The sequence below is a fragment of the Caulobacter sp. DWR3-1-2 genome (genome assembly GCF_049896225.1).
Lineage (GTDB): Bacteria > Pseudomonadota > Alphaproteobacteria > Caulobacterales > Caulobacteraceae > Caulobacter.
On sequence record NZ_JAFCTW010000014.1, the window covers coordinates 61,426 to 79,339 of the forward strand.

Annotated in this window: 23 protein-coding genes and 1 pseudogene; 10 read left to right on the plus strand and 14 right to left on the minus strand. The window is 65.6% G+C overall.

The genetic code is table 11. The features are described 5' to 3' along the window. Positions 1-5 precede the first annotated feature (5 nt). Positions 6-377, plus strand: coding sequence for a hypothetical protein (locus tag ACP696_RS17500; RefSeq protein WP_426044104.1), 372 nt, complete (start codon positions 6-8; stop codon positions 375-377). 77 nt (positions 378-454) lie between these two features. Here ACP696_RS17500 and ACP696_RS17505 read toward each other — a convergent pair whose 3' ends face one another. Continuing rightward, positions 455-682, minus strand: coding sequence for a hypothetical protein (locus ACP696_RS17505; protein ID WP_426013925.1), 228 nt, complete (start codon positions 680-682; stop codon positions 455-457). Positions 683-1,084: 402 nt separating this feature from the next. On the opposite strand from ACP696_RS17505, the gene ACP696_RS17510 reads away from it, so the two are divergent. Then, entirely contained in the window at positions 1,085-1,285 is a 201-nt protein-coding gene (locus ACP696_RS17510; RefSeq protein ID WP_426013927.1) for a hypothetical protein, read from the plus strand. A gap of 260 nt (positions 1,286-1,545) precedes the next feature. On the opposite strand, the gene ACP696_RS17515 is transcribed toward ACP696_RS17510, so the two are convergent. Then, a complete protein-coding gene (locus ACP696_RS17515; RefSeq protein ID WP_426013928.1) occupies positions 1,546-2,133 on the minus strand; it encodes a fasciclin domain-containing protein in 588 nt (195 codons plus the stop codon). A gap of 244 nt (positions 2,134-2,377) precedes the next feature. Beyond that, the gene (locus ACP696_RS17520; RefSeq protein WP_426013929.1) at positions 2,378-3,310 is read right to left on the minus strand and encodes a M20/M25/M40 family metallo-hydrolase; all 933 of its coding nucleotides are present in this window, start codon (positions 3,308-3,310) and stop codon (positions 2,378-2,380) included. Positions 3,311-3,465: 155 nt separating this feature from the next. On the opposite strand from ACP696_RS17520, the gene ACP696_RS17525 reads away from it, so the two are divergent. The 3 genes from ACP696_RS17525 to grxD all read left to right on the plus strand — a co-directional run bounded on the left by ACP696_RS17525 (position 3,466) and on the right by grxD (position 5,062). Beyond that, entirely contained in the window at positions 3,466-3,702 is a 237-nt protein-coding gene (locus tag ACP696_RS17525; protein WP_426013931.1) for a BolA family protein, read from the plus strand. Between the two features lie 4 nt (positions 3,703-3,706). Further along, positions 3,707-4,600, plus strand: a complete 894-nt coding sequence (locus ACP696_RS17530) for an aldo/keto reductase (RefSeq protein WP_426013933.1) — start codon at positions 3,707-3,709, stop codon at positions 4,598-4,600. 108 nt (positions 4,601-4,708) lie between these two features. Then, positions 4,709-5,062 (plus strand): Grx4 family monothiol glutaredoxin, encoded by a 354-nt coding sequence (gene grxD, locus ACP696_RS17535; RefSeq protein WP_426013934.1) that lies wholly within the window; start codon positions 4,709-4,711, stop codon positions 5,060-5,062. Positions 5,063-5,497: 435 nt separating this feature from the next. Here the strand turns inward: grxD and ACP696_RS17540 are convergent, their stop codons facing one another. Further along, a complete protein-coding gene (locus tag ACP696_RS17540; RefSeq protein WP_426013935.1) occupies positions 5,498-6,145 on the minus strand; it encodes a DUF998 domain-containing protein in 648 nt (215 codons plus the stop codon). Positions 6,146-6,312: 167 nt separating this feature from the next. Between ACP696_RS17540 and ACP696_RS17545 the strand changes: the two are divergent. Then, positions 6,313-6,549 (plus strand): annotated as a pseudogene (locus tag ACP696_RS17545) (thioesterase family protein); the annotation flags it as partial. 108 nt (positions 6,550-6,657) lie between these two features. Here ACP696_RS17545 and ACP696_RS17550 read toward each other — a convergent pair. Further along, on the minus strand, positions 6,658-7,029 hold the full coding sequence (locus ACP696_RS17550) for a hypothetical protein (RefSeq protein WP_426013937.1): 372 nt from the start codon (positions 7,027-7,029) through the stop codon (positions 6,658-6,660). Positions 7,030-7,105: 76 nt separating this feature from the next. Here ACP696_RS17550 and ACP696_RS17555 point away from each other — a divergent pair, with 76 nt between their 5' ends. Then, complete coding sequence (locus ACP696_RS17555; RefSeq protein ID WP_426013939.1) at positions 7,106-8,251, plus strand: serine hydrolase domain-containing protein; 1,146 nt, start codon at positions 7,106-7,108, stop codon at positions 8,249-8,251. Here the strand turns inward: ACP696_RS17555 and ACP696_RS17560 are convergent. From ACP696_RS17560 to ACP696_RS17590, 7 genes are all read right to left on the minus strand, one after another. Beyond that, entirely contained in the window at positions 8,248-8,592 is a 345-nt protein-coding gene (locus tag ACP696_RS17560; protein ID WP_426013941.1) for a hypothetical protein, read from the minus strand. The two genes, ACP696_RS17555 and ACP696_RS17560, sit on opposite strands and share 4 nt — an antisense overlap. Before the next feature lie 99 nt (positions 8,593-8,691). After that, on the minus strand, positions 8,692-8,979 hold the full coding sequence (locus ACP696_RS17565) for a zf-TFIIB domain-containing protein (protein ID WP_426013943.1): 288 nt from the start codon (positions 8,977-8,979) through the stop codon (positions 8,692-8,694). Between the two features lie 253 nt (positions 8,980-9,232). Next, the gene (gene rpsD, locus ACP696_RS17570) at positions 9,233-9,850 is read right to left on the minus strand and encodes a 30S ribosomal protein S4 (protein ID WP_426013945.1); all 618 of its coding nucleotides are present in this window, start codon (positions 9,848-9,850) and stop codon (positions 9,233-9,235) included. Between the two features lie 168 nt (positions 9,851-10,018). Then, positions 10,019-10,291 (minus strand): type II toxin-antitoxin system RelE/ParE family toxin, encoded by a 273-nt coding sequence (locus ACP696_RS17575; protein WP_426013947.1) that lies wholly within the window; start codon positions 10,289-10,291, stop codon positions 10,019-10,021. Beyond that, complete coding sequence (locus ACP696_RS17580; RefSeq protein ID WP_426014229.1) at positions 10,279-10,458, minus strand: antitoxin; 180 nt, start codon at positions 10,456-10,458, stop codon at positions 10,279-10,281. The genes ACP696_RS17575 and ACP696_RS17580 overlap by 13 nt, the downstream gene beginning before the upstream one ends. 41 nt (positions 10,459-10,499) lie before the next feature. Beyond that, positions 10,500-11,351 carry an S-formylglutathione hydrolase gene (gene fghA, locus ACP696_RS17585; protein ID WP_426013949.1) on the minus strand — a complete coding sequence of 284 codons (852 nt, stop codon included), beginning with the start codon at positions 11,349-11,351 and terminating at the stop codon, positions 10,500-10,502. Positions 11,352-11,478: 127 nt separating this feature from the next. Continuing rightward, positions 11,479-12,591 carry an S-(hydroxymethyl)glutathione dehydrogenase/class III alcohol dehydrogenase gene (locus ACP696_RS17590; RefSeq protein WP_426013950.1) on the minus strand — a complete coding sequence of 371 codons (1,113 nt, stop codon included), beginning with the start codon at positions 12,589-12,591 and terminating at the stop codon, positions 11,479-11,481. A 173-nt stretch (positions 12,592-12,764) separates the two neighbouring features. Between ACP696_RS17590 and ACP696_RS17595 the strand changes: the two genes are divergently transcribed. Further along, entirely contained in the window at positions 12,765-13,175 is a 411-nt protein-coding gene (locus ACP696_RS17595) for a hypothetical protein (protein WP_426013952.1), read from the plus strand. A 3-nt stretch (positions 13,176-13,178) separates the two neighbouring features. Continuing rightward, positions 13,179-13,394 (plus strand): helix-turn-helix transcriptional regulator, encoded by a 216-nt coding sequence (locus ACP696_RS17600; RefSeq protein WP_426013954.1) that lies wholly within the window; start codon positions 13,179-13,181, stop codon positions 13,392-13,394. 33 nt (positions 13,395-13,427) lie between these two features. On the opposite strand, the gene ACP696_RS17605 is transcribed toward ACP696_RS17600, so the two are convergent. Continuing rightward, positions 13,428-14,213: an RNA methyltransferase gene (locus ACP696_RS17605; RefSeq protein WP_426013955.1), complete on the minus strand. Its 786-nt coding sequence runs from the start codon at positions 14,211-14,213 to the stop codon at positions 13,428-13,430. Between the two features lie 109 nt (positions 14,214-14,322). Here ACP696_RS17605 and bla point away from each other — a divergent pair, with 109 nt between their 5' ends. Continuing rightward, complete coding sequence (gene bla, locus ACP696_RS17610; RefSeq protein ID WP_426013957.1) at positions 14,323-15,366, plus strand: class A beta-lactamase; 1,044 nt, start codon at positions 14,323-14,325, stop codon at positions 15,364-15,366. Here bla and ACP696_RS17615 read toward each other — a convergent pair. After that, entirely contained in the window at positions 15,350-17,848 is a 2,499-nt protein-coding gene (locus tag ACP696_RS17615) for an ATP-binding protein (RefSeq protein WP_426013959.1), read from the minus strand. The genes bla and ACP696_RS17615 overlap by 17 nt on opposite strands. Positions 17,849-17,914: the final 66 nt, after the last annotated feature.

The window sequence follows — 17,914 nt, forward strand, 5'->3', positions numbered from 1 at the left end:
ACCCCATGCGTGAGTTCTCGATCCTCGCCGCGGCCAGCCTGGCCCTGTCGCTGCTGGTCGCCTGCGCCCCCGCCGCCTCCGGTCCGGCCCTTTCTTCGCAAACGGGGGCCACCCAAAGCGCCGACGCCTCGTGCTCGACGCGCGGCGGAACGATGCAGCCCGTCGGCCGGATGCAGCGCCAGACCTGCGTCTTGCCCTATGCCGACGCCGGCAAGATGTGTTCCGACAAGGCCGATTGCCAAGGCTCGTGCATCGCCGACGGCAACGCTGAGTCCCAGGCCGCGACCGTCGGGCAGTGCCAAAGAACCAATGTCCAGTTCGGTTGCTACGCCAAGATCGTGGCCGGCAAGTCGACCGGCACGATCTGCGTCGACTAACCCACAAATCCGTTCATCCCGGTGAAAGCCCGGACCCGAGCCGAGTCCACCGTTGGCTCAGAGCGAAACCGCCAGGCTCAGCTTGGGTCCCGGCGTTGGCCGGGGTGAGTGGAAGATAGGGGTTGCGAGAGCGGATCATTCGGACCGGCGAAGATCACGGGATCGGCGTTGTTTTGGTCGGTGGACTGATTGATGAAGCCAAGGTCGTCGGCCGATCGCAGGGGCGGCCGGGCCGCCTCCAGCGCTGGCGGATCGTCACCGCGCCGAAACCACTGCACGAGTTTCCAGAGCCAGGTCAGGATCATCGCTTCCCCCCGAAGCCGTGGCCTCAGCGCCGCGTTCGGCGTCCCGGCCTGTCGCGCCATGACGGCGTTCGACCAGCTAAACACAGATCGACGCCGCGCCCTAGCTAGCTCGACGATCTGGCTGGTCAGACCCTCGGCGGCGAAGTGTCGGTTGCCGAACGCCAGCGGCGCTGGTGAGCACCGGCGCGAAGTCTCAACCAAGATCGCGCAGCACACAGTCATGGCGGACCGGTCGCGTCTGATAGGGCTGTCGGCCCCCACGCTACAGGGTCGGCGAACAGGCTGACGTGCTCGGCGTCACGATGCTGCGTGGGGCGAGACTATCTTTCGGTGGAGGCGTAAGGGTTGGGCGGGAACGAAAGCCCCGCCCTGGCCGCTTGCCCGAAAACGAGGAACGGCCCCATGACCACGATCGCCAACCTGGACGAGTTCATTCTCGAGGAAACCGAGGACGGCATCTTCCTGACCGTCACCGGCGACGACGAGACGACCCTGAAGCTGAAGGTCACGCTGGATGACCTCGAGGAGATCGTCGAGGTCATCGACGAGGTGTTCGGACTGGAAGAAGACGACTCGGAAGAGGTGGACGAGACGGCGGGCTAGAGCATTTCCCGACCTGACTGCGTCAGGCCGTGAGCTCTAATCTTTTGTTTTTACGCATTTTTCTTCACGCGAACCGGAACCACTTCGCTCGAAAAATGCTCTGACGGCTCACGCACTTGCCCCCGCCTGACCGCTCTCGCGGTCTGTCCACCCCCACGGGGGGGGCGGAGCACCGTATGGTTCGAGCTCTTCCCCCTTTGGGGGAAGACGATCGCGAAGCGATCCGTAGGGGGCAAGTGACGCCCCCTACACGCCGCCCATTACGGCATCAAGACCGTGTCCACCACGTGGATCACGCCGTTCGACTGCATCACGTCGGGAACCGTGATCATCGCCGAGCCGCCCTTGGCGTCGGTGACCTTCCAGCCCCTGCCGGCCTTGCTGACCGTGAGCTTTTCGCCCTGAACGGTGGTCAGCATCGCCTTGCCGCCGTGCGCCTTGGCATTGGCCTTCAGGTTGGCGGCGGTCATGCGACCGGCAACGACGTGATAGGTCAGGATCTTGGTCAGCGTCGCCTTGTTCTCGGGCTTGATCAGGGTTTCGACCGTGCCGGCCGGCAGCTTGGCGAAGGCGGCGTTGGTGGGGGCGAACACCGTGAACGGACCGGGGCCCGACAGGGTGTCGACCAAGCCGGCGGCCTTGACGGCGGCGACCAAGGTGGTGTGATCCTTGGAGTTCAGCGCGTTCTGCACGATGGTTTTGGACGGGTACATGGCGGCGCCGCCGACCATGACGGTCTTCTCGTGCGCCATCGGCGTCGGCTTCATCTGGGCGGCGACATGGGCGAAGGTCGGGGCCGCCGAAAGTGTCAGCGCGCCGACGGCGGCGAGCAGCAGGGTCGTCTTCATGGGGGTGGGCTCCGGGTGGTCCTCGCCCCTGATCGAGGCGACGGAGCTACGGGCGGCGGCTGCCGAAGGATGTAATTCTTTTGAAAGCCGCGCCAGGACGCCTCCTCCGTCACGATGCGCATCCGCATCGCGCCGCCTTCCCCGTTTCACGGGTGAGGAGGAAGCTGAATGATCTTTCTCCTCCCCCGTGCAACGGCGGAGGAGGCGGCGAAGCTGACGGAGGGGGCGTCACGCGCCGACCGACCTACCGCCCGGCCGCCTTGCTGATCGCGTCCAGATCATCGTCCAGTGCGCGCGTCGCCATCACCACCGTCGTCACCGCGTGCTGAAAGAAGTCCCGCGGCACGGTCTCGAAATCGTCGGTGGGCTGGTGGTATTCGGCGTGGTCCTCGACGCCGAAATAGACCCAGGGGACCTTGGTGGCGGCGAAAGGTCCCTGGTCGGACTGGTCGGTCCAGTTGTCGTGCTTGCCGTTGGCGTCGGTGTCGTGGCCAAGCTTCAGGGTCAGCGGCGCGGACTTGGCGACGCGCTCCAGCACCGCCTTCAGCCAGAGCTGCGGGCCAGCCCCACTGACATAGAGTTCGCCCTCGGCGTTCTTGCTGATCATGTCGAAATTGACCTCCAGACCAAGCGTGTCCAGCGGCACGGGCGGCTTCTCGACGAAGGCCTTGGCGCCCCGGAGGCCGCTTTCCTCGCCATCGAAAGCGACGATCAGCACCGTGTGACGCGGCGGCCGCGCCTTGAACGCCTCGGCCACCGCCAGCAGGCCCGCCACGCCCGAGGCGTTGTCGTCGGCGCCGTTATAGATCTTGCCGTTCTTGATCCCCAGGTGGTCGTAATGGGCCGAGACCACCAGAACCTTGTCCGAGCTCGACGTGCCTTGGATGCGAGCCACCAGGTTGACGCCGTGCAGAATCTTTCCCAGCCGGCTGGTGAAGGTGAACGGCTGCTCGAACGTCGCGCCCTGCGGCTTCAGCCCGATCTGGCCGAACCGCTTGACGATATAGGCCCGCGCCCTGGCCCCGCCCGGCGTGTCGACGCCCCGGCCTTCCATGTCGTCGGCGGAGAGGATGCGGACGTCGTCGAGGGCGTGGACGCCGGGATTGGGCGCAGCGGTGGCGTAACTGGCGGTCGAGAGCGCGGCTAGGAGGGCGACGGAAATCAGGTGGTGACGCATGTGAGACATCCCGGTGACCACGTCTTCATGCCGCGCGTCGTCCGGGATCGCCAGTCGAGAAATGACAGCTCCGGCCCAGCGCGCATTTCCATCGTACGCCCGTTCTTAAGGTTTACGCGGCATAACCAAGGCGCAGAGATTCGGAGTCTTCCGCCGTGCCCATGTCCCCCGCCGACCTCGAAGCCCGCCTCAACGACGCGTTTCCCGACGCGGAGATCGTGCTGACCGACCTGGCGGGCGACGGCGATCACTACAAGGCGCGCATCGTCTCGCCGGCCTTCAGGGGCCTGAACCGGGTCAAGCAGCACCAGATGGTCAACCGCGCCCTGGCCGATGTGCTGGGCGGCGCGCTGCACGCCCTGGCGCTCGAAACCGCCGCGCCTCCGGAATAGCCCGGTGCGCTACCGACCCTTCGGCAATGCGGGCGTGGCGGTCTCGGCGATCTCGCTGAGCCTCCAGGACCAGCCGCGCCTTAAGGCCGACGACTGGCGCAAGCTGATCTTCGCGGCGCTGGAAAATGGCATCAACAGCTTCGAGTTCGACGGCGTGTCGCCGGCCCTGATGGAAGGCGCGACCGAAGCCTTCTCCACGGTCGAGCGGCGGCTGCTGTTCATCGGCTGGCGGCTGCGCGCCCAGAGCGACCGGGCGTTGAAGGCCGAGGCGATCCACGACATGATCGAACAGGCGCTGGACCGCACGGGCCTGGGCTATCTGGACGTCGCCACGATCGACGATCCGGACGCCAATGATTTCCCGACCGAGACCCTGGAACACCTGAAGGCCGTCCGTAGCGCGCGGCTTGTCGGCACCCTGGCGGTGGCCGGCGGGGGCGACAAGTTCGACGCCTATGTGGCCTCGGGGCTGTTCGAGGCCATGGCCACGCCGTTCAACCTGGCTTCGGGCTGGGTGGAGCGCAATCGCGTGCGCGCGGCCATGGGCCGTGAGATCGCGGTGGTCGGGCTAGACTTCTGGCCCCACGCCCTGCGCGACGATCGCAAGGCCTTCCTGCCAAAGCCGTCGCTGTGGCGTCGCCGCACCGACCCGCTGGCCGATGTGGGCGGCTACGCCTTCCTGCACGACACCCACGGCTGGACTCCGCAGCAGATCTGCCTGGCCTACGCCCTCACCGAGCCCTCGCTGGCCACGGTGCAGATCACAGCCAGCACGCCGGCCGAACTGGCCGATCTGGCCGCCATCGCCGAGCGAGACCTGCCGACCGGCTGCTCGGCCCAGATCGAAATGGCCCGCTTTTCGGCCCAGGAAGCCGAACGCAACAAGCGTCGGGCCTGACGATCGGAGCCAGGCCCATGGGCCTGTCCCCGATCGTTGCAACGCCCTCGCCCTTGACCCGGACCGCCCTGGCGCCTAGCTGAGAGGCTACGCCAAGGATCTTCCCCCATGACCGACGTCACCGCCGAAGCCGCCGCCTCGCCCGCCCTGGCGTTCATCGCCAAGACCGTGGCCGAAAACCCCGTCGTGCTGTTCATGAAGGGCGTGCCGGATCAGCCGCGCTGCGGCTTCTCGTCGATCACCGTGCAGATCCTCGACCATCTGGGCGTCGAGTTCATCGGCGTCGACGTGCTGCAGGACGACGAGTTGCGGGCGGGCGTCAAGGCCTTCACCGACTGGCCGACCATTCCCCAGCTCTACATCAAGGGCGAATTCGTCGGCGGCAGCGACATCGTCCGCGAGATGTTCCAGTCGGGCGAATTGAAGACCCTGATGGAAGAGCAAGGCCTGATCGCCGCTTGAGACCGCCTTCGGCGGGCTCACCTCTCTTAGCGAACGCGCGCCCTTGTCCCGAAACCGCCCACACTTTCGGGGCGCGCGCTTGAGCCGGGTCTTCGTCCCGGCGGGCGACGCCTTTCAGCTAACCTTCGAACCGAAGGCGTCGGAGATCGACGCCAATGGCCACGTCAACAATTGTCAACACATTCACAAGTTGGCCAGATCGGGCTAACGCTCTGTATTGAATAGACAATGCTGACTGCACAGTCGGCGATAGCTTGCTGAGGCGACGTTGTCGTCTGCCGCAAGCCCGGAAGCGGACTTTCGAACTTCTGAAGGGTGGAAAAAAGAAACTGGCCCCCGCGCCAGAGGTGGCCAAACCAAGGCCGATTCTGGTCGCCATCAAGGGCAGGAACCACCCTTTGTAGGCGGTTGGACCGCCCAACGACGCATTGAATGTCACGCCACCTGTCGCAGAATGGCGACGCGGCGGAGTCGTATGGCGGTCGCCACGAACCAGCTCATGAGCACGGCGACGAAGAGACGGTTCGTCAGTCCATAGGGCGCGCCTCGATGCAGGGTCAGGAACTGGGCGATGAACGCCGTGAGCAAGGCGATCGCCAGAGCCAGGCCGATCCAGCGATAGCCGCGCCACTCCTCGCTCTGGTGAAAGCTGACGGCGAAAAGCAGCGAGCACAGGATCACGCTGACCACGTTGACCAGGAAGCTGGCGGTGTGGATGTTGCCCGTTATTGTCGTGGCCGCCGTTTCAAGATCGGTGGGAAACGTCGCCGTCGTCAATAGGCCCACCGTCGCGACCCACAGCAGCAGCACCGCTGCACGGCCCGGCAAGGATCTCGGACCGGCCATGGCCATTCCTATTCCTAGCGTCAGGCAGCCCACGGCCAGCGCCACGAAGGCCGTCGTCATCACCCAGCCAAGACGTCCGACCGCATAGTCGCTGATCATGTGGTCTACGGGTGTGTAGTCCGGCCGCAGACCATGCAGAAGGACAAGCACCACAATGAAATAGCAAAAACAGCCGGTCGCGATCTCGGCCCACCGCCTGGACCAAGCGAGCTGACGATCGGTTATTGGGTTACCCATGATCCGTCCCCGCTCGGCGCAATGCGCTCTCCCTAGGGAGGAGCACAGAGTGGGCGGCGGAATCCAAGAGCGACCTACGCGTGTGGCGAAGCGCTCGCAATAGCGGCTGTGTCTGAAAACCCGCTCAAACGGATAGTCGAAATGTCCGCAACGGGTCGAAGCGAGAAATTGGCCTAGCGCCCGGAACTGTTCCTTCCCGCAGCATAGTTAACAATGGCCATGTCAACAACGTGGTCTATCTGGCCTGGGTCCGGACCTGGCGATCGCCCATTGGGACGCCTGGGCCTTGCCCGAAGAGCGGGCGGGATGGAGCTGGGTGGCGCGCCGGCATGATCGACTACCGCCGCGAACTGCTGCCCCACAAGACCGCCACAGGCTACACCTGGGTGGGCGACCTGAAGGGCTGAGCTAGAGCATTTTTCGAGCGAAGTGGTTCCGGTTCGCGTGAAGAAAAATGCGTCAAAACAGAAGATTAGAGCTCACGGCCTGACGCAGTCAGGTCGGGAAATGCTCTATTGTTGCGTCACGGGATTGAGCACAGCCAACCGCCCCCGCCTGACGACACCAAGCTCCTCATAGCTAAACCGAAGCTCGACCGCCTCCGCCGCCTCGTGGCAGCCATCCACGCGCTTGCGGGCAAAGGCTACCGTCGGCGGCAAGGCTGCGTGATCGAGGTAAAAGGTGAAATCCTCCTTGCGCGTGCAGCCGCTGGAAGTCACGCGCAGAACCAAGCCGTCGCGAGTGGCGGTGATCGCCTCCAGCGCTTCCAGCTCGGCTGTTTCGCCCGTGGGGCCCGCCACCAGGGTGATTCCTCGTGACGCCGCGCAGCCGCCCAGGGCCAACAGGAGCCCGGTCGCCAGCAGTCCGCGTCGATCGAGGGTCATGCACGCCTTGGCATTAGAGAGAAACTCCGCCCTAGTTTGCCCACGGCTTGGCCGCGCGCAACCGACGAGGACCCGAGTGCTCCGTAAAATCGCTTCGATCGCCGCCGTGGCCTTGTCCCTGGCCGCTGCCTCGCCCGCCTTCGCCGCCCACTACGGGGCGCTGGATGCAACGGCCGCCCAACTGATGAGGCAGGGCAAGATCCCGGGCCTGGCCTTCGCGGTGATCGAGCACGGCAAGGTCGTGCACGTCTCGGCTCAGGGCTTTCGCAATGTCGAGAAGAAGCTGCCCCTGACGCCTGAAACGATCATGTACGGCGCCTCGATCAGCAAAGCCGCCTTCGCGCAGTACGTGCTGATGCTGGTGGATGACGGCAAGATCGATCTCGACACGCCGATAAAGACCTATCTGCCAAAGCCGCTGCCCGACTATCCGCGCTACGCCGACTTGGCCGGCGATCCGCGCTGGGAAAAGATCACCCCGCGGATGCTGCTGACCCACAGCTCGGGCTTGGCCAACCAGCGGGTCTATGACCCCGACAACAAGCTGCGGTTCAACCTGGAGCCTGGCACGCGCTACGCCTATTCCGGCGAGGGGATCAACCTGATGCAATTCGTCATCGACGAGGGCCTCGGGCTGAAGGTCGGCGACGAGATGCAGCGACGCATCTTCGCCCCCCTCGGCATGACCCGCAGCAGCATGATCTGGCGCGACGACTTCGCCGGCAACCTGGCCGACGGCTACAAGGCCGATGGGTCGTTCGAGGACCATGACATGCGGGGCAGCGTGAAGGCCGCCGGCTCGCTGGACACCTCGATCCACGATCTCGCGCAGCTGGCCGCCGCCATGGTCTCGGGCAAAGGCTTGTCGGTGAAAGCGCGGGCCGAGCGAACCAAGGCCAGTTTCCCGATCGTCGGCGCCCACCAGTTCCCACCGTTCCGGATCGTCGACAATCCAGACAATGCGAAGATCGGTCTGGCGGCCGGGATCGGCGTGGTGGTGTTCGACGGCCCTCAAGGCCACGCCTTGTACAAGGGCGGCCACAACGACATCACCGACAATCAGCTGATCTGTGTCGAACGCGGCCAGCGCTGCATCGTCATGCTGACCAACAGCGGCGTCGGGGCGCGGCTCTTCCCGCCCCTGGTGAAGGCGGCGCTTGGCGACGTGGGGATGCCGTGGACGTGGGAGTATAATCCGGTGCTGCCGGTGGCGGCCCCTTAGGCTTGGCCTTTGGCCAAATTCTCGCGCAAGCGATTAGCCACGTCGCCCAAGGTAATCCGCGAGAGCGAGCCGTGGACGTCAGGCGCGCCCGTGGCGGCCATGGATTGGGCCAGGCCAGCGGTGAAGTCGGTGATGGCGGTGATGTGCTGAGCCAGCATGTCGACCATGTGCAGCTCCTGCATCACCTTCATCCGCGACTCCATCGGCACTTCCTCGAGGATCTGGCCCAGCGCGCCGTCGAGGTGGCCGCACGACACCGCCGCGATCGACATCTCCGCTGACAGGGCTTCGAGCACGTCGACCATGCTGGTGGTTTGGGTCTTCTCAAGCGTGACGGTCATGGCTTTCCCCTTGGCGTTTCAAGCAGATAACGCCGTGCGCCTTGTCGCCTGGTTAAGGACACGCGCCTCGGCGAGGCGGGGTGACAGATTGTCGCGGGATCAGTCGAAGATGTCGAACAGGTCGAAGCGCTTCTTCTTGCTCTGGCCGCCCTGGTCGTAGCGCCGGTCGTCATCGCGCCGGTCGTCGCGCGGCTCGCGGGGCCTGTCGTAATCGGGCAGGCGGGGTTGGGCGACACGCGGCTCACCCCGCTCCATGGCCATCAGCTTTTCCAGCTCGCCGCGGTCCAGCCAAACGCCCCGGCATTGGGGGCACATGTCGAACTCGACGGTGGCGCGCTGCACGGCCTGCATGGAGGCGTCGCAATTGGGGCACATCAGAAGTGGCATGGGCGGTCCTGGTTCCGTGGATGGAACGGGTGCTCTCGATGCTGATCCGGAACGCGGGAGGGGGACAACCGGACCCAGACATCGAGAACACCCGATGCGGTCCGACATCACGAGTGCTTGCATCACTCGCCAGAGGGGCCCGGCCCGCATGCTGTAACTGGGAAGGCGCGGCGCCGGTTTCAAGGGCGCGACCCGATACGAAAAAGGCCCCGGTTTCCCGGGGCCTTTCCGATCGTTGCGAAGGCGACGCGTCTTACGAGGCGTAGAATTCGACGACGAGGTTGGGTTCCATCTTCACCGGATAAGGCACTTCCGACAGTTCCGGGATCCGGACATAGGTCGCGCTCATCGCCTTGGCTTCGACGGTGACATACTCGCAGAAATCGCGCTCGCCCGAGGCCAAAGCTTCGATGACCAAGGCCATGTTGCGCGACTTTTCGCGGACGCTGACGACGTCGCCCGGCTTGACGCGGTAGGAGGCGATGTTGACGCGCTTGTCGTTGACCAGGATGTGGCCGTGGTTGACGAACTGGCGGGCGGCGAACGGGGTCGGCACGAACTTGGCGCGATAGACGATGGCGTCGAGGCGCGACTCCAGCAGGCCGACCAGGTTTTCAGCCGTGTTGCCCTTGCGGCGCGCGGCTTCTTCATAGGTGCGGCTGAACTGCTTTTCGGTCAGGTTACCGTAGTAGCCCTTCAGCTTTTGCTTGGCGCGCAGCTGCAGGCCGAAGTCCGAAACCTTCTGCTTGCGGCGCTGGCCGTGCTGGCCGGGGCCGTAGGACCGCTGGTTGACCGGCGACTTGGGCCGGCCCCAGAGGTTCTCGCCCATGCGGCGATCGATCTTGTACTTGGCGCTATGGCGCTTGGACATGTGTAGCTCTTCTATTCGATCCGGGCCGGCGCCCCTGCTGGCAGGGGCACGATCTCAACGGCGGCGTCGCATCAATCCGTCATGTGGTCTTCTCGCCAAACGGCAAGCCGCTGGCGAGAAGGCGCGGTTTATGGCGGAGGGGATGCGGGGAGTCAACGGGTGTAGGACCTAATCATCCTGCTGGGCGCCGTGCCTTATCCGGATGATGACCACTGCCTCAAGCGTCACCTGATAGCGCAGAATATAGGGTGGAATGGCCGTGAATTCTCTCAGGCTTGGCCCGATCGATCGGGTTCGCTCGGGATGCTCGCCAAGACTGTCGCCAGCCCGCTTGAGCCGAATGGCCATACGTTGGGCGGCGAGTGGACTGAACTGGCCTATATAGGCCCGGAGCGCCGCCAAATCCGAAAGCGCTCGGCGCGTCCAGATTACTTGAACCACGACGCCGGTGCTGGCTTTTCGTCAGCTGCGCCCCAAGTGTCTAGCCAGGCTGCCACCTCAGCATGAGGCACCACCCGTCCAGCCTCTAGGTCCGCTAGACCTTCGGCGTCAGCAGCTGTTTCCGACTCGTCATCGACTTGATCGAAGATTGAGGGTTCGGGGGTCATGGTTTCGACCGTATCACGACGACGGCGCCCCTCAAAGCTGCCTAAAGCCTGGCCGCGTGCCATGCCACGTGCTCACCGATGAAGGTGGCAATGAAGAAGTAGCTGTGGTCGTAGCCTTCTTGGCGGCGGACGGTGACCTTGCGGCCCGCTTTGGCGGCCGCGGCTTCTAGCAGTTCGGGCTTCAGCTGGTTTTCGAGGAAGTTGTCGGCCAGGCCTTGGTCGATCAGGATCTCGTCGAAGGCGGCGCCCGCGCCGTCCTCGATCAGGGCGACAGCATCATGGGCCCGCCAGGCGGCGCGGTCCTCGCCCAGATAGGCGGTCAGGGCCTTGTCGCCCCACGGGCAGTTCAGCGGCGAGACGATCGGCGAGAAGGCGCTGACCGACTTGAAGCGGTCGGGGTTGCGCAGGGCGATCGTCAGCGCCCCGTGGCCGCCCATCGAGTGGCCGAAGATCCCCCGCCGGGCCGGATCTAGCGGGAAGGCGCCGTCGACGGCCTCCAACAGGTCCTTGGTGACGTAGGAATACATCGAGAAGTGCGACGCCCACGGCGCCTGGGTGGCGTCGACATAGAAGCTCGCCCCCTGCCCCAGGTCATAGGCCGGATCGTCGGCCACCCCTTCCCCTCGCGGGCTGGTGTCGGGCGCTACGATGGCGATCCCTTGCTGGGCCGCGTAGGCGTAGACGCCAGACTTGGTGGTGAAGTTGTCCTCGGTGCAGGTCAGGCCCGACAGCCAGACGAGATAGGGGAATGGTCTCTTCCCGCAATTCTTGTCTGGTCCAGGCGTCCAGACGGTGAACTTCATTGGCGTGCCGGTACTGGCGCTGTCGTGCTGGCAGTAGCGCAGGGTCCCGCCTTGGGTGCGGTGGGTGGCGAGGGTCTCGAGGTTGGACATTTCGGTACCTGACCAAAGATCCCCAATCCGCTCATCCCGGCGAATGCCGGAACCCAGATTCAGCCTGAGCGGTTGGTGGGTTTCACCTGGGTCCCGGCATTCGCCGGGATGAGCGGATTATAGAGATCTAGAACGTCACCACCGTCCGAATGCTTGTCCCCGCGTGCATCAAATCAAACGCCTCGTTGATGCGATCGAGCGGCAGGACGTGGGTGATCATCGGGTCGATCTGGATCTTGCCGTCCATGTACCAGTCGACGATCTTCGGCGTGTCGGTGCGGCCGCGCGCGCCGCCGAAGGCCGTGCCCTTCCAGACCCGGCCGGTGACCAGTTGGAAGGGTCGGGTGGAAATTTCCTTGCCCGCCTCGGCCACGCCGACGATGATGCTCGTCCCCCAGCCGCGGTGACAGCATTCCAGAGCCTGGCGCATCACCGTGGTGTTGCCGGTGCAGTCGAAGCTGTAATCCGCGCCGCCGTCCGTCAAAGCCACCAGATGGGCCACCACGTCGCCGCCCGGCACGTCCTTGGGATTGACGAAGTGGGTCATGCCGAACCTGCGGCCCCAGTCCTCGCGGTCCGGGTTGATGTCGACGCCGATGATCTTGTCGGCGCCCACAAGTTTCAGGCCCTGCAGCACGTTGAGGCCTATGCCGCCTAGGCCGAAGACCACGGCATTGGCGCCCGGCTCGACCTTGGCGGTGTTGACCACGGCCCCCACACCCGTGGTCACGCCGCAACCACAATAGCAGGCGCTCTTGAACGGCGCGTCCTTGCGGATCCGGGCCACGGCGATCTCGGGCAGCACGGTGAAGTTCGAGAAGGTCGAGCAGCCCATATAATGGTGGATGGTCTGGCCCTTGTAGGAGAAGCGGCTCGTGCCATCGGGCATCAGGCCCTTGCCCTGGGTGGCGCGGATCGCCGTGCACAGGTTGGTCTTGCCGGAAAGGCAGCTTTTGCACTGCCGACATTCGGGCGTGTAGAGCGGGATCACGTGGTCGCCGACGGCCAGGCTGGTGACACCGGCCCCCACCTCGACCACCACGCCCGCGCCTTCGTGGCCCAGGATCGAGGGAAACAGACCCTCGGAGTCCAGCCCGTCCAGCGTGTAGGCGTCGGTGTGGCAGACGCCGGTGGCCTTGATCTCGATCAGCACTTCGCCGGCCTTTGGCCCTTCCAGGTCGACCTCGACGATCTCCAGCGGCTGCTTGGCGGCAAAAGCGACGGCGGCGCGGGTTTTCATCGAAAGCTCTCCGGAACGTGAGTCGGCGGCACCTTGCCAAGGCTTGACGGCGCGGGCCAGTCCCAGCGCGATCTTCTCCGACGAACCGTGCCGCCTTGTGTAAAGTATATTTGACATGCTGACGCCCTTAGCAGACGTTATGTACAAGATATTTTACATCACAGGAGCAGGCCATGGCTCTGCGAGAAAAGAGTGCGTGGGTTTCGTTCTGGACGACCCTGATCGTCTATGTCGCCTATGTCGCCTATGTCGGCAAGATGGCGATCGAGGGCCGGTCCCTCGGCTTCGCCGGGCCGTTGACAGCCTGCATATTGGTGCTGGTGGTCTTGCAGGTCGGCTTGCAGATCGCGCTGGCGGCCCTGTCGCGCGAGCCCCGCACCGCCCAGGACGAGCGCGAGCGGCTGATTGATCTGGAGGCTTCGACGCGGGCTTTCTACGTGTTGCAGGTGGCGGCGATGGGCGCGGCGATCACGGTCTATTTCGCCGACAAGACCCTGATGGCCCATGCGGTGATCCTGGCTCTCGCGGTCTCGGAACTCACCCGGCACGGCGGGATCATCCTCGGCTACCGGCGGGCGGGCTGAGCCATGCCCGCCCCGCCCCCGATCAAGAACGACATCCGCCGCCTGCGCTTCGAGCACGGCGAGATGACCCAGGCCGATCTCGCGCAGCGCATCGGCATGACCCGCCAGACCATCGCCGCCATCGAGCAGGGCAAATACTCCCCCTCCCTGGAAGCCGCCTTCCGCATCGCCCAGGTTTTCGGAGTGGGCGTGGAGCGGGTGTTTCAGTGGGAGGGGTGAAGTTCTGAAACCCTCTCCCGGAGGGGAGAAGATTTATTTATCGGCCTTCGCCGCCTTCTGCGCCGCCAGCTTGGCAAGCACCCGGCCGCGGCCGCGCGATAGCGCCGTGACCACGCCGCGGAAGGTGCGGACCTCCTGCTCGGTTAACCGGGCCCTTGCCAGCGGGGCGCGCAGGTTGCGGACCATCGACGGCTTCTTCTCGGGCGGGTGATAGAAGCCCGCCTCCTCCAGCTGCTCCTCCAGTTGGGCGTAGAGGCCCAGCAGGCTGGACTGGTCGGCCGGCGGCTCGACGTTCTGCTCGAACTTCACCCACGGCCGGTCGTCGACCGTCAGCTTCCACTCATAGGCGGTGATCGAAACCGCCTGGGCCAGGTTCAGCGACCGGAAGCGCTCGGCGATCGGAATGCTGATGATCGCCTGGCACATCGCGATGTCGTCAGTCTCCAGTCCGGCCCGCTCGCCGCCGAACAGCAGGCCGACGGCATGGCCCTGGCCCACCTCGTCCGACAGCTGGGCGGCGGCCTCGCGCGGGGTGACCACAGGCAGGCGGGTCTCGCGGGGACGGGCGGTGGTGGCGAACACCAGCTTCAGGTCGGCGATGGCCTCGGCCAGGGTGTCGAACACCTTGGCGTTGTCGAGCGGCCAGGTGGCGCCCGAGGCGCTGGGCCAGGCGCGTTCCTGCGGCCAGCCGTCGCGCGGCTTGACCAGGCGCAGGTCCTCGAGCCCGAAATTGGCCATGACCCGGGCGACCGCGCCGATGTTTTCGGCCATCTGCGGATGGTTGAGGATCACGCAGGGCGGGGGGAAGATCGTCGTCATCGCCTCCCTTTGCCGCCGGACGCACCCAGGGTGCAAGCCCCACAATGGCAAGTCGCGCGTTTAGCTACGGTCCAGCTCGCTCCCACAAGACCGCAAGAGACCGCCGCGCATGCTCATCCGTCCCGCCCTCCTCGCCCTGACGCTGTTGCTGGTCCGCTGCGGAGAGCCGCCGATGCTGGGCCAGGAGGTCCCCTTGTTCGACCCCAACACCTTGACCGCCCAGTTCCAGACGGTCGCCGACCGCGCTGGGTCCGGAACCCTGGGCGTGGCGGTCGAGGATCTGCGCACTGGCCAGGTGATGTCGTTCAACGGCGAGCGGCGCTTTCCTCTGCAAGGGGTTTCCAAGGCCCCTTTGGGCGCCGCCGTGCTGGCCGAGGTGGACGCCGGACGGTTGAAGCTGGACCAGACCGTGACGATCGAGGACGAGGACCTCTCGCCACCCTACAGCCCCATCGCCGACGCTTGGCCAGGCCGCAAGGACTACACGATCGGCGACCTGCTGGAGCGTGCGGTGGGTGACAGCGACAACACCGCCGCCGACCTCTTGATGCGCGAGATCGGCGGACCGGGCGCGGTGACCGCCTGGTTGCAGAGTCGCAAGATCGAGCGCCTCGATATTGATCGCTATACCCGCCAACTGGAGCCCGACAGTCTTGGCCTGGCCTCGTTCCGCCCCGACTGGAAGGGCGAGGCCGCCTATCGCGCGGCGCTGGGAGCCGTGCCCGCCCAGGCCCGCCGTCGCGCGACCCTGGCTTCTCTGACCGATCCGAAGGACACCGCCACGCCGCTGGCCGCCGTGCGCTTTTTGGAAGCTCTGAACCAGAACGAACTTCTGTCCCCGGCCTCGACCCAGCGCTTGATCGGCCTAATGATCCACAGCCCCGCGGCGCCCGGCCGCCTGCGCGCCGCCCTGCCGAACGAGGCGGGGCTGGCCCACATGGGCGGCACGGCGCGCACTGATCTAGGCTTCACACCGGTGGTCAACGACATCGGCACCTATCGGTTGAAGGACGGCCGCAAGGTCGCCGTGGCGGTATTCCTGTCGGGCTCGTCGCTAGGCGAGGTCGAGCAGGAGCGGTTGATCGCCGATGTCGGGCGGATCGTGATCAAGGCGGCGGGAGAGGTGAAGTCGGGCTCTAGCTCACCGCGCTGATCGGCTCGGCGCGCGGCTTTATCCGCACCCGGGCCAGGGCTTCCAGCAACATGGCCGGCCGCATGGGCTTGGCCAGGTGGAGGTCGGCGCCAGCGGCCTTGGCTGCGGCGACGTGCTCTTCCATCGCATTGGCGGTCAGCATGATGATCAGCACCGGCGGCGCGCCGGTGGAGGCTTCACGCTCGCGGATCAGCCGGGTAGCGGTCAGGCCGTCCATGATCGGCATCTGCATGTCCATCAGGATCGCGTCGAAGGCGCCGACCTCGAAGGCCTCCACCGCCGCCTGACCGTCCTCGACCATGGTCAGGATCACGTCGAACGGCTGCAACACGATCTCGACGACCTTCTGATTGGTCGGATGGTCCTCGGCGACCAGCACGCGCAGGCCCTCCAGGGAAACCTCCTCGCCGTCGCCATCGTCGTCGATCTCGATGGCCTGGACCTGGGCCAGCGGCAGATCGACCTGGAAGATCGCCCCACGTCCCACCACGGCCCGGGCGTCGATGCGGCCGCCCATCATCTCGGCCAGGGCCGCGCAGATCGAGAGGCCCAGGCCCGTGCCGCCGAACTGGCGAGTGATCGACTGGTCCGCCTGGACAAAGCGCTTGAACAGGCGGCGACGCACGGTGTCGTCAAAGCCGACGCCCGTATCGCTGACCGTGAAGCTGAGCCCCTCCTCGGTGCGCTCGACCACCAGGCCGATGCCGCCCACGGCGGTAAATTTCACGGCGTTGGCCAGCAGGTTGTTGAGGATCTGGCTGATCCGTCCGGCGTCGCCCAGATAGGCGCCTTCAGAGCCGGGCTCCAGCGACCAGTTGAAATCCAGTCCCTTGGCCTCGGCCGAGGCGCGGTGCAGTTCGGCGACACCATTGACCAGTTGGTTCAGGTCGAACGCCGCCGAGGACAGCTGGAACTGACCGGCCTCGATCTTGGAGACGTCGAGAATGTCGCTGAGCACCTGCTCGAGCAGCCGGCCCGAGGAGGTGACCAGGGCGGCCAGTTGGCGGCGACGCTCCGGATCCATCTCCTCGGCCAGCCGATCGCCGATGGCGATGACGCCGTTCAGCGGCGTGCGCAGCTCGTGGGACATGTTGGCCAGGAACACCGACTTGGCCTGGTTGGCGCGCTCCAGCTCGATCGTGCGTTCGGCGACGCGTTCCTCCAGCGAACGGAGCAGCTCGATATTGCCGTCGCGCTGGCTGCGTAGAGTTCGCGCCAGGGCGCCGATCTCGTCGGTGCGGGTCTCGATCGGCTCGGCTTCATAGACATTGCCCGTGCGGTGAGCGTCGGCCAGCACGACCAGCGGCCGTTCGACGGTGATGCGCATCACGCGGTAGAGCAGCGCCACCTGCACCACCGCGCCCAGCACGCCGAACAGCAGCACCCACGACGCGGTCTTGACCGCCGACCACACGAGGTCGCCGGACGGGAAGATCATCAGGAAGTACCAGTCGGGCTCCTTCAGCCGGCCATAGGCGATCACCCGGTGCTTGTTGCGGATCGCGCCGACATCGTCGCCGCGCGCCCGGATCTGGCGAACGACGTCGGCGACGCCCTCCTCGCTCTGGGCCCGCACCAGCGTCTGGGCGTCGACCACGCCGTTCTTGGCCAGGCCCGGCAAGGCGATCAGCTCGCCGTCGGACGAGACGATCATGTTGCGCCCACCCGGCAGGGCGTCGCCCACCGCGCGCAGCAGGTAGGAGTCCAGCGACAGGCTGGTGCCCCAGGCGCCAAGCTGCTGGCCGTGATAGTCGAAGGGCGTCACGCAGGCCGAGTTCAGCCCTCGGCCACTGGGGTCGGAGATCAGCTTGGTGCACTTCATGACCCGCTGGCGGTTCTGCTGCGGCAGGGTCAGGAGGTTCATCTCCTCGCCGCGGATATCCAGGGTCGGCGGGGCCTTGCGGCGGTAGTAGATCAGCCGGTCGGCGCGCTTGGGACCGAACATCACCAGCCGGGTATCGGGCGTGAAGAAGTAGAAGTTGTCGTAGCGGTTTAGCTCGGCCTCGCCGGTGTGCGAGACCACTTGGGTGGCGGCCAGCATCAGGGCCTTCTGAGGCCGGGTCAGTTTATCAGCGTCGCGCAGAAAACCGCCGATGCCGTAGGTGTAGTCACCATCGACCACGCCGCCGTCATAGAGCGTATCGACCGAGCGTCGCGTGCCGTCGCCCTGTTTTGGGAACTGAGCGTCGAATTCCCGGTCGACGGTGGCGGAATCCAACGCCTGAAGCCGGCGGGCCAGCGAGTCCGAGGCCGCTTCGTGCACCTTGACCAGGTCCGAGAACAGACGGTCCTCGGTCTTCACCCTCTCGGCGACATATTCGGCCAGGTGGCGGATCTGGACGTCGGCGGCGGCGCGCTGGACAAAAACGAAGGTCACGGCCGTGGCCACGCCAGTCACCGCGATCGACAGGATCGCGACGATCGCCAACAGGCGCCGGGCAAGTGGCGACGTAACTTCGGTATTGGCTCGACGGCTCTCCACGCCCGTTGTTACCCCGCAAGCCTCAACAAGATTTTACCCTACCCGATCAGCGCCTTAACCGCCTAG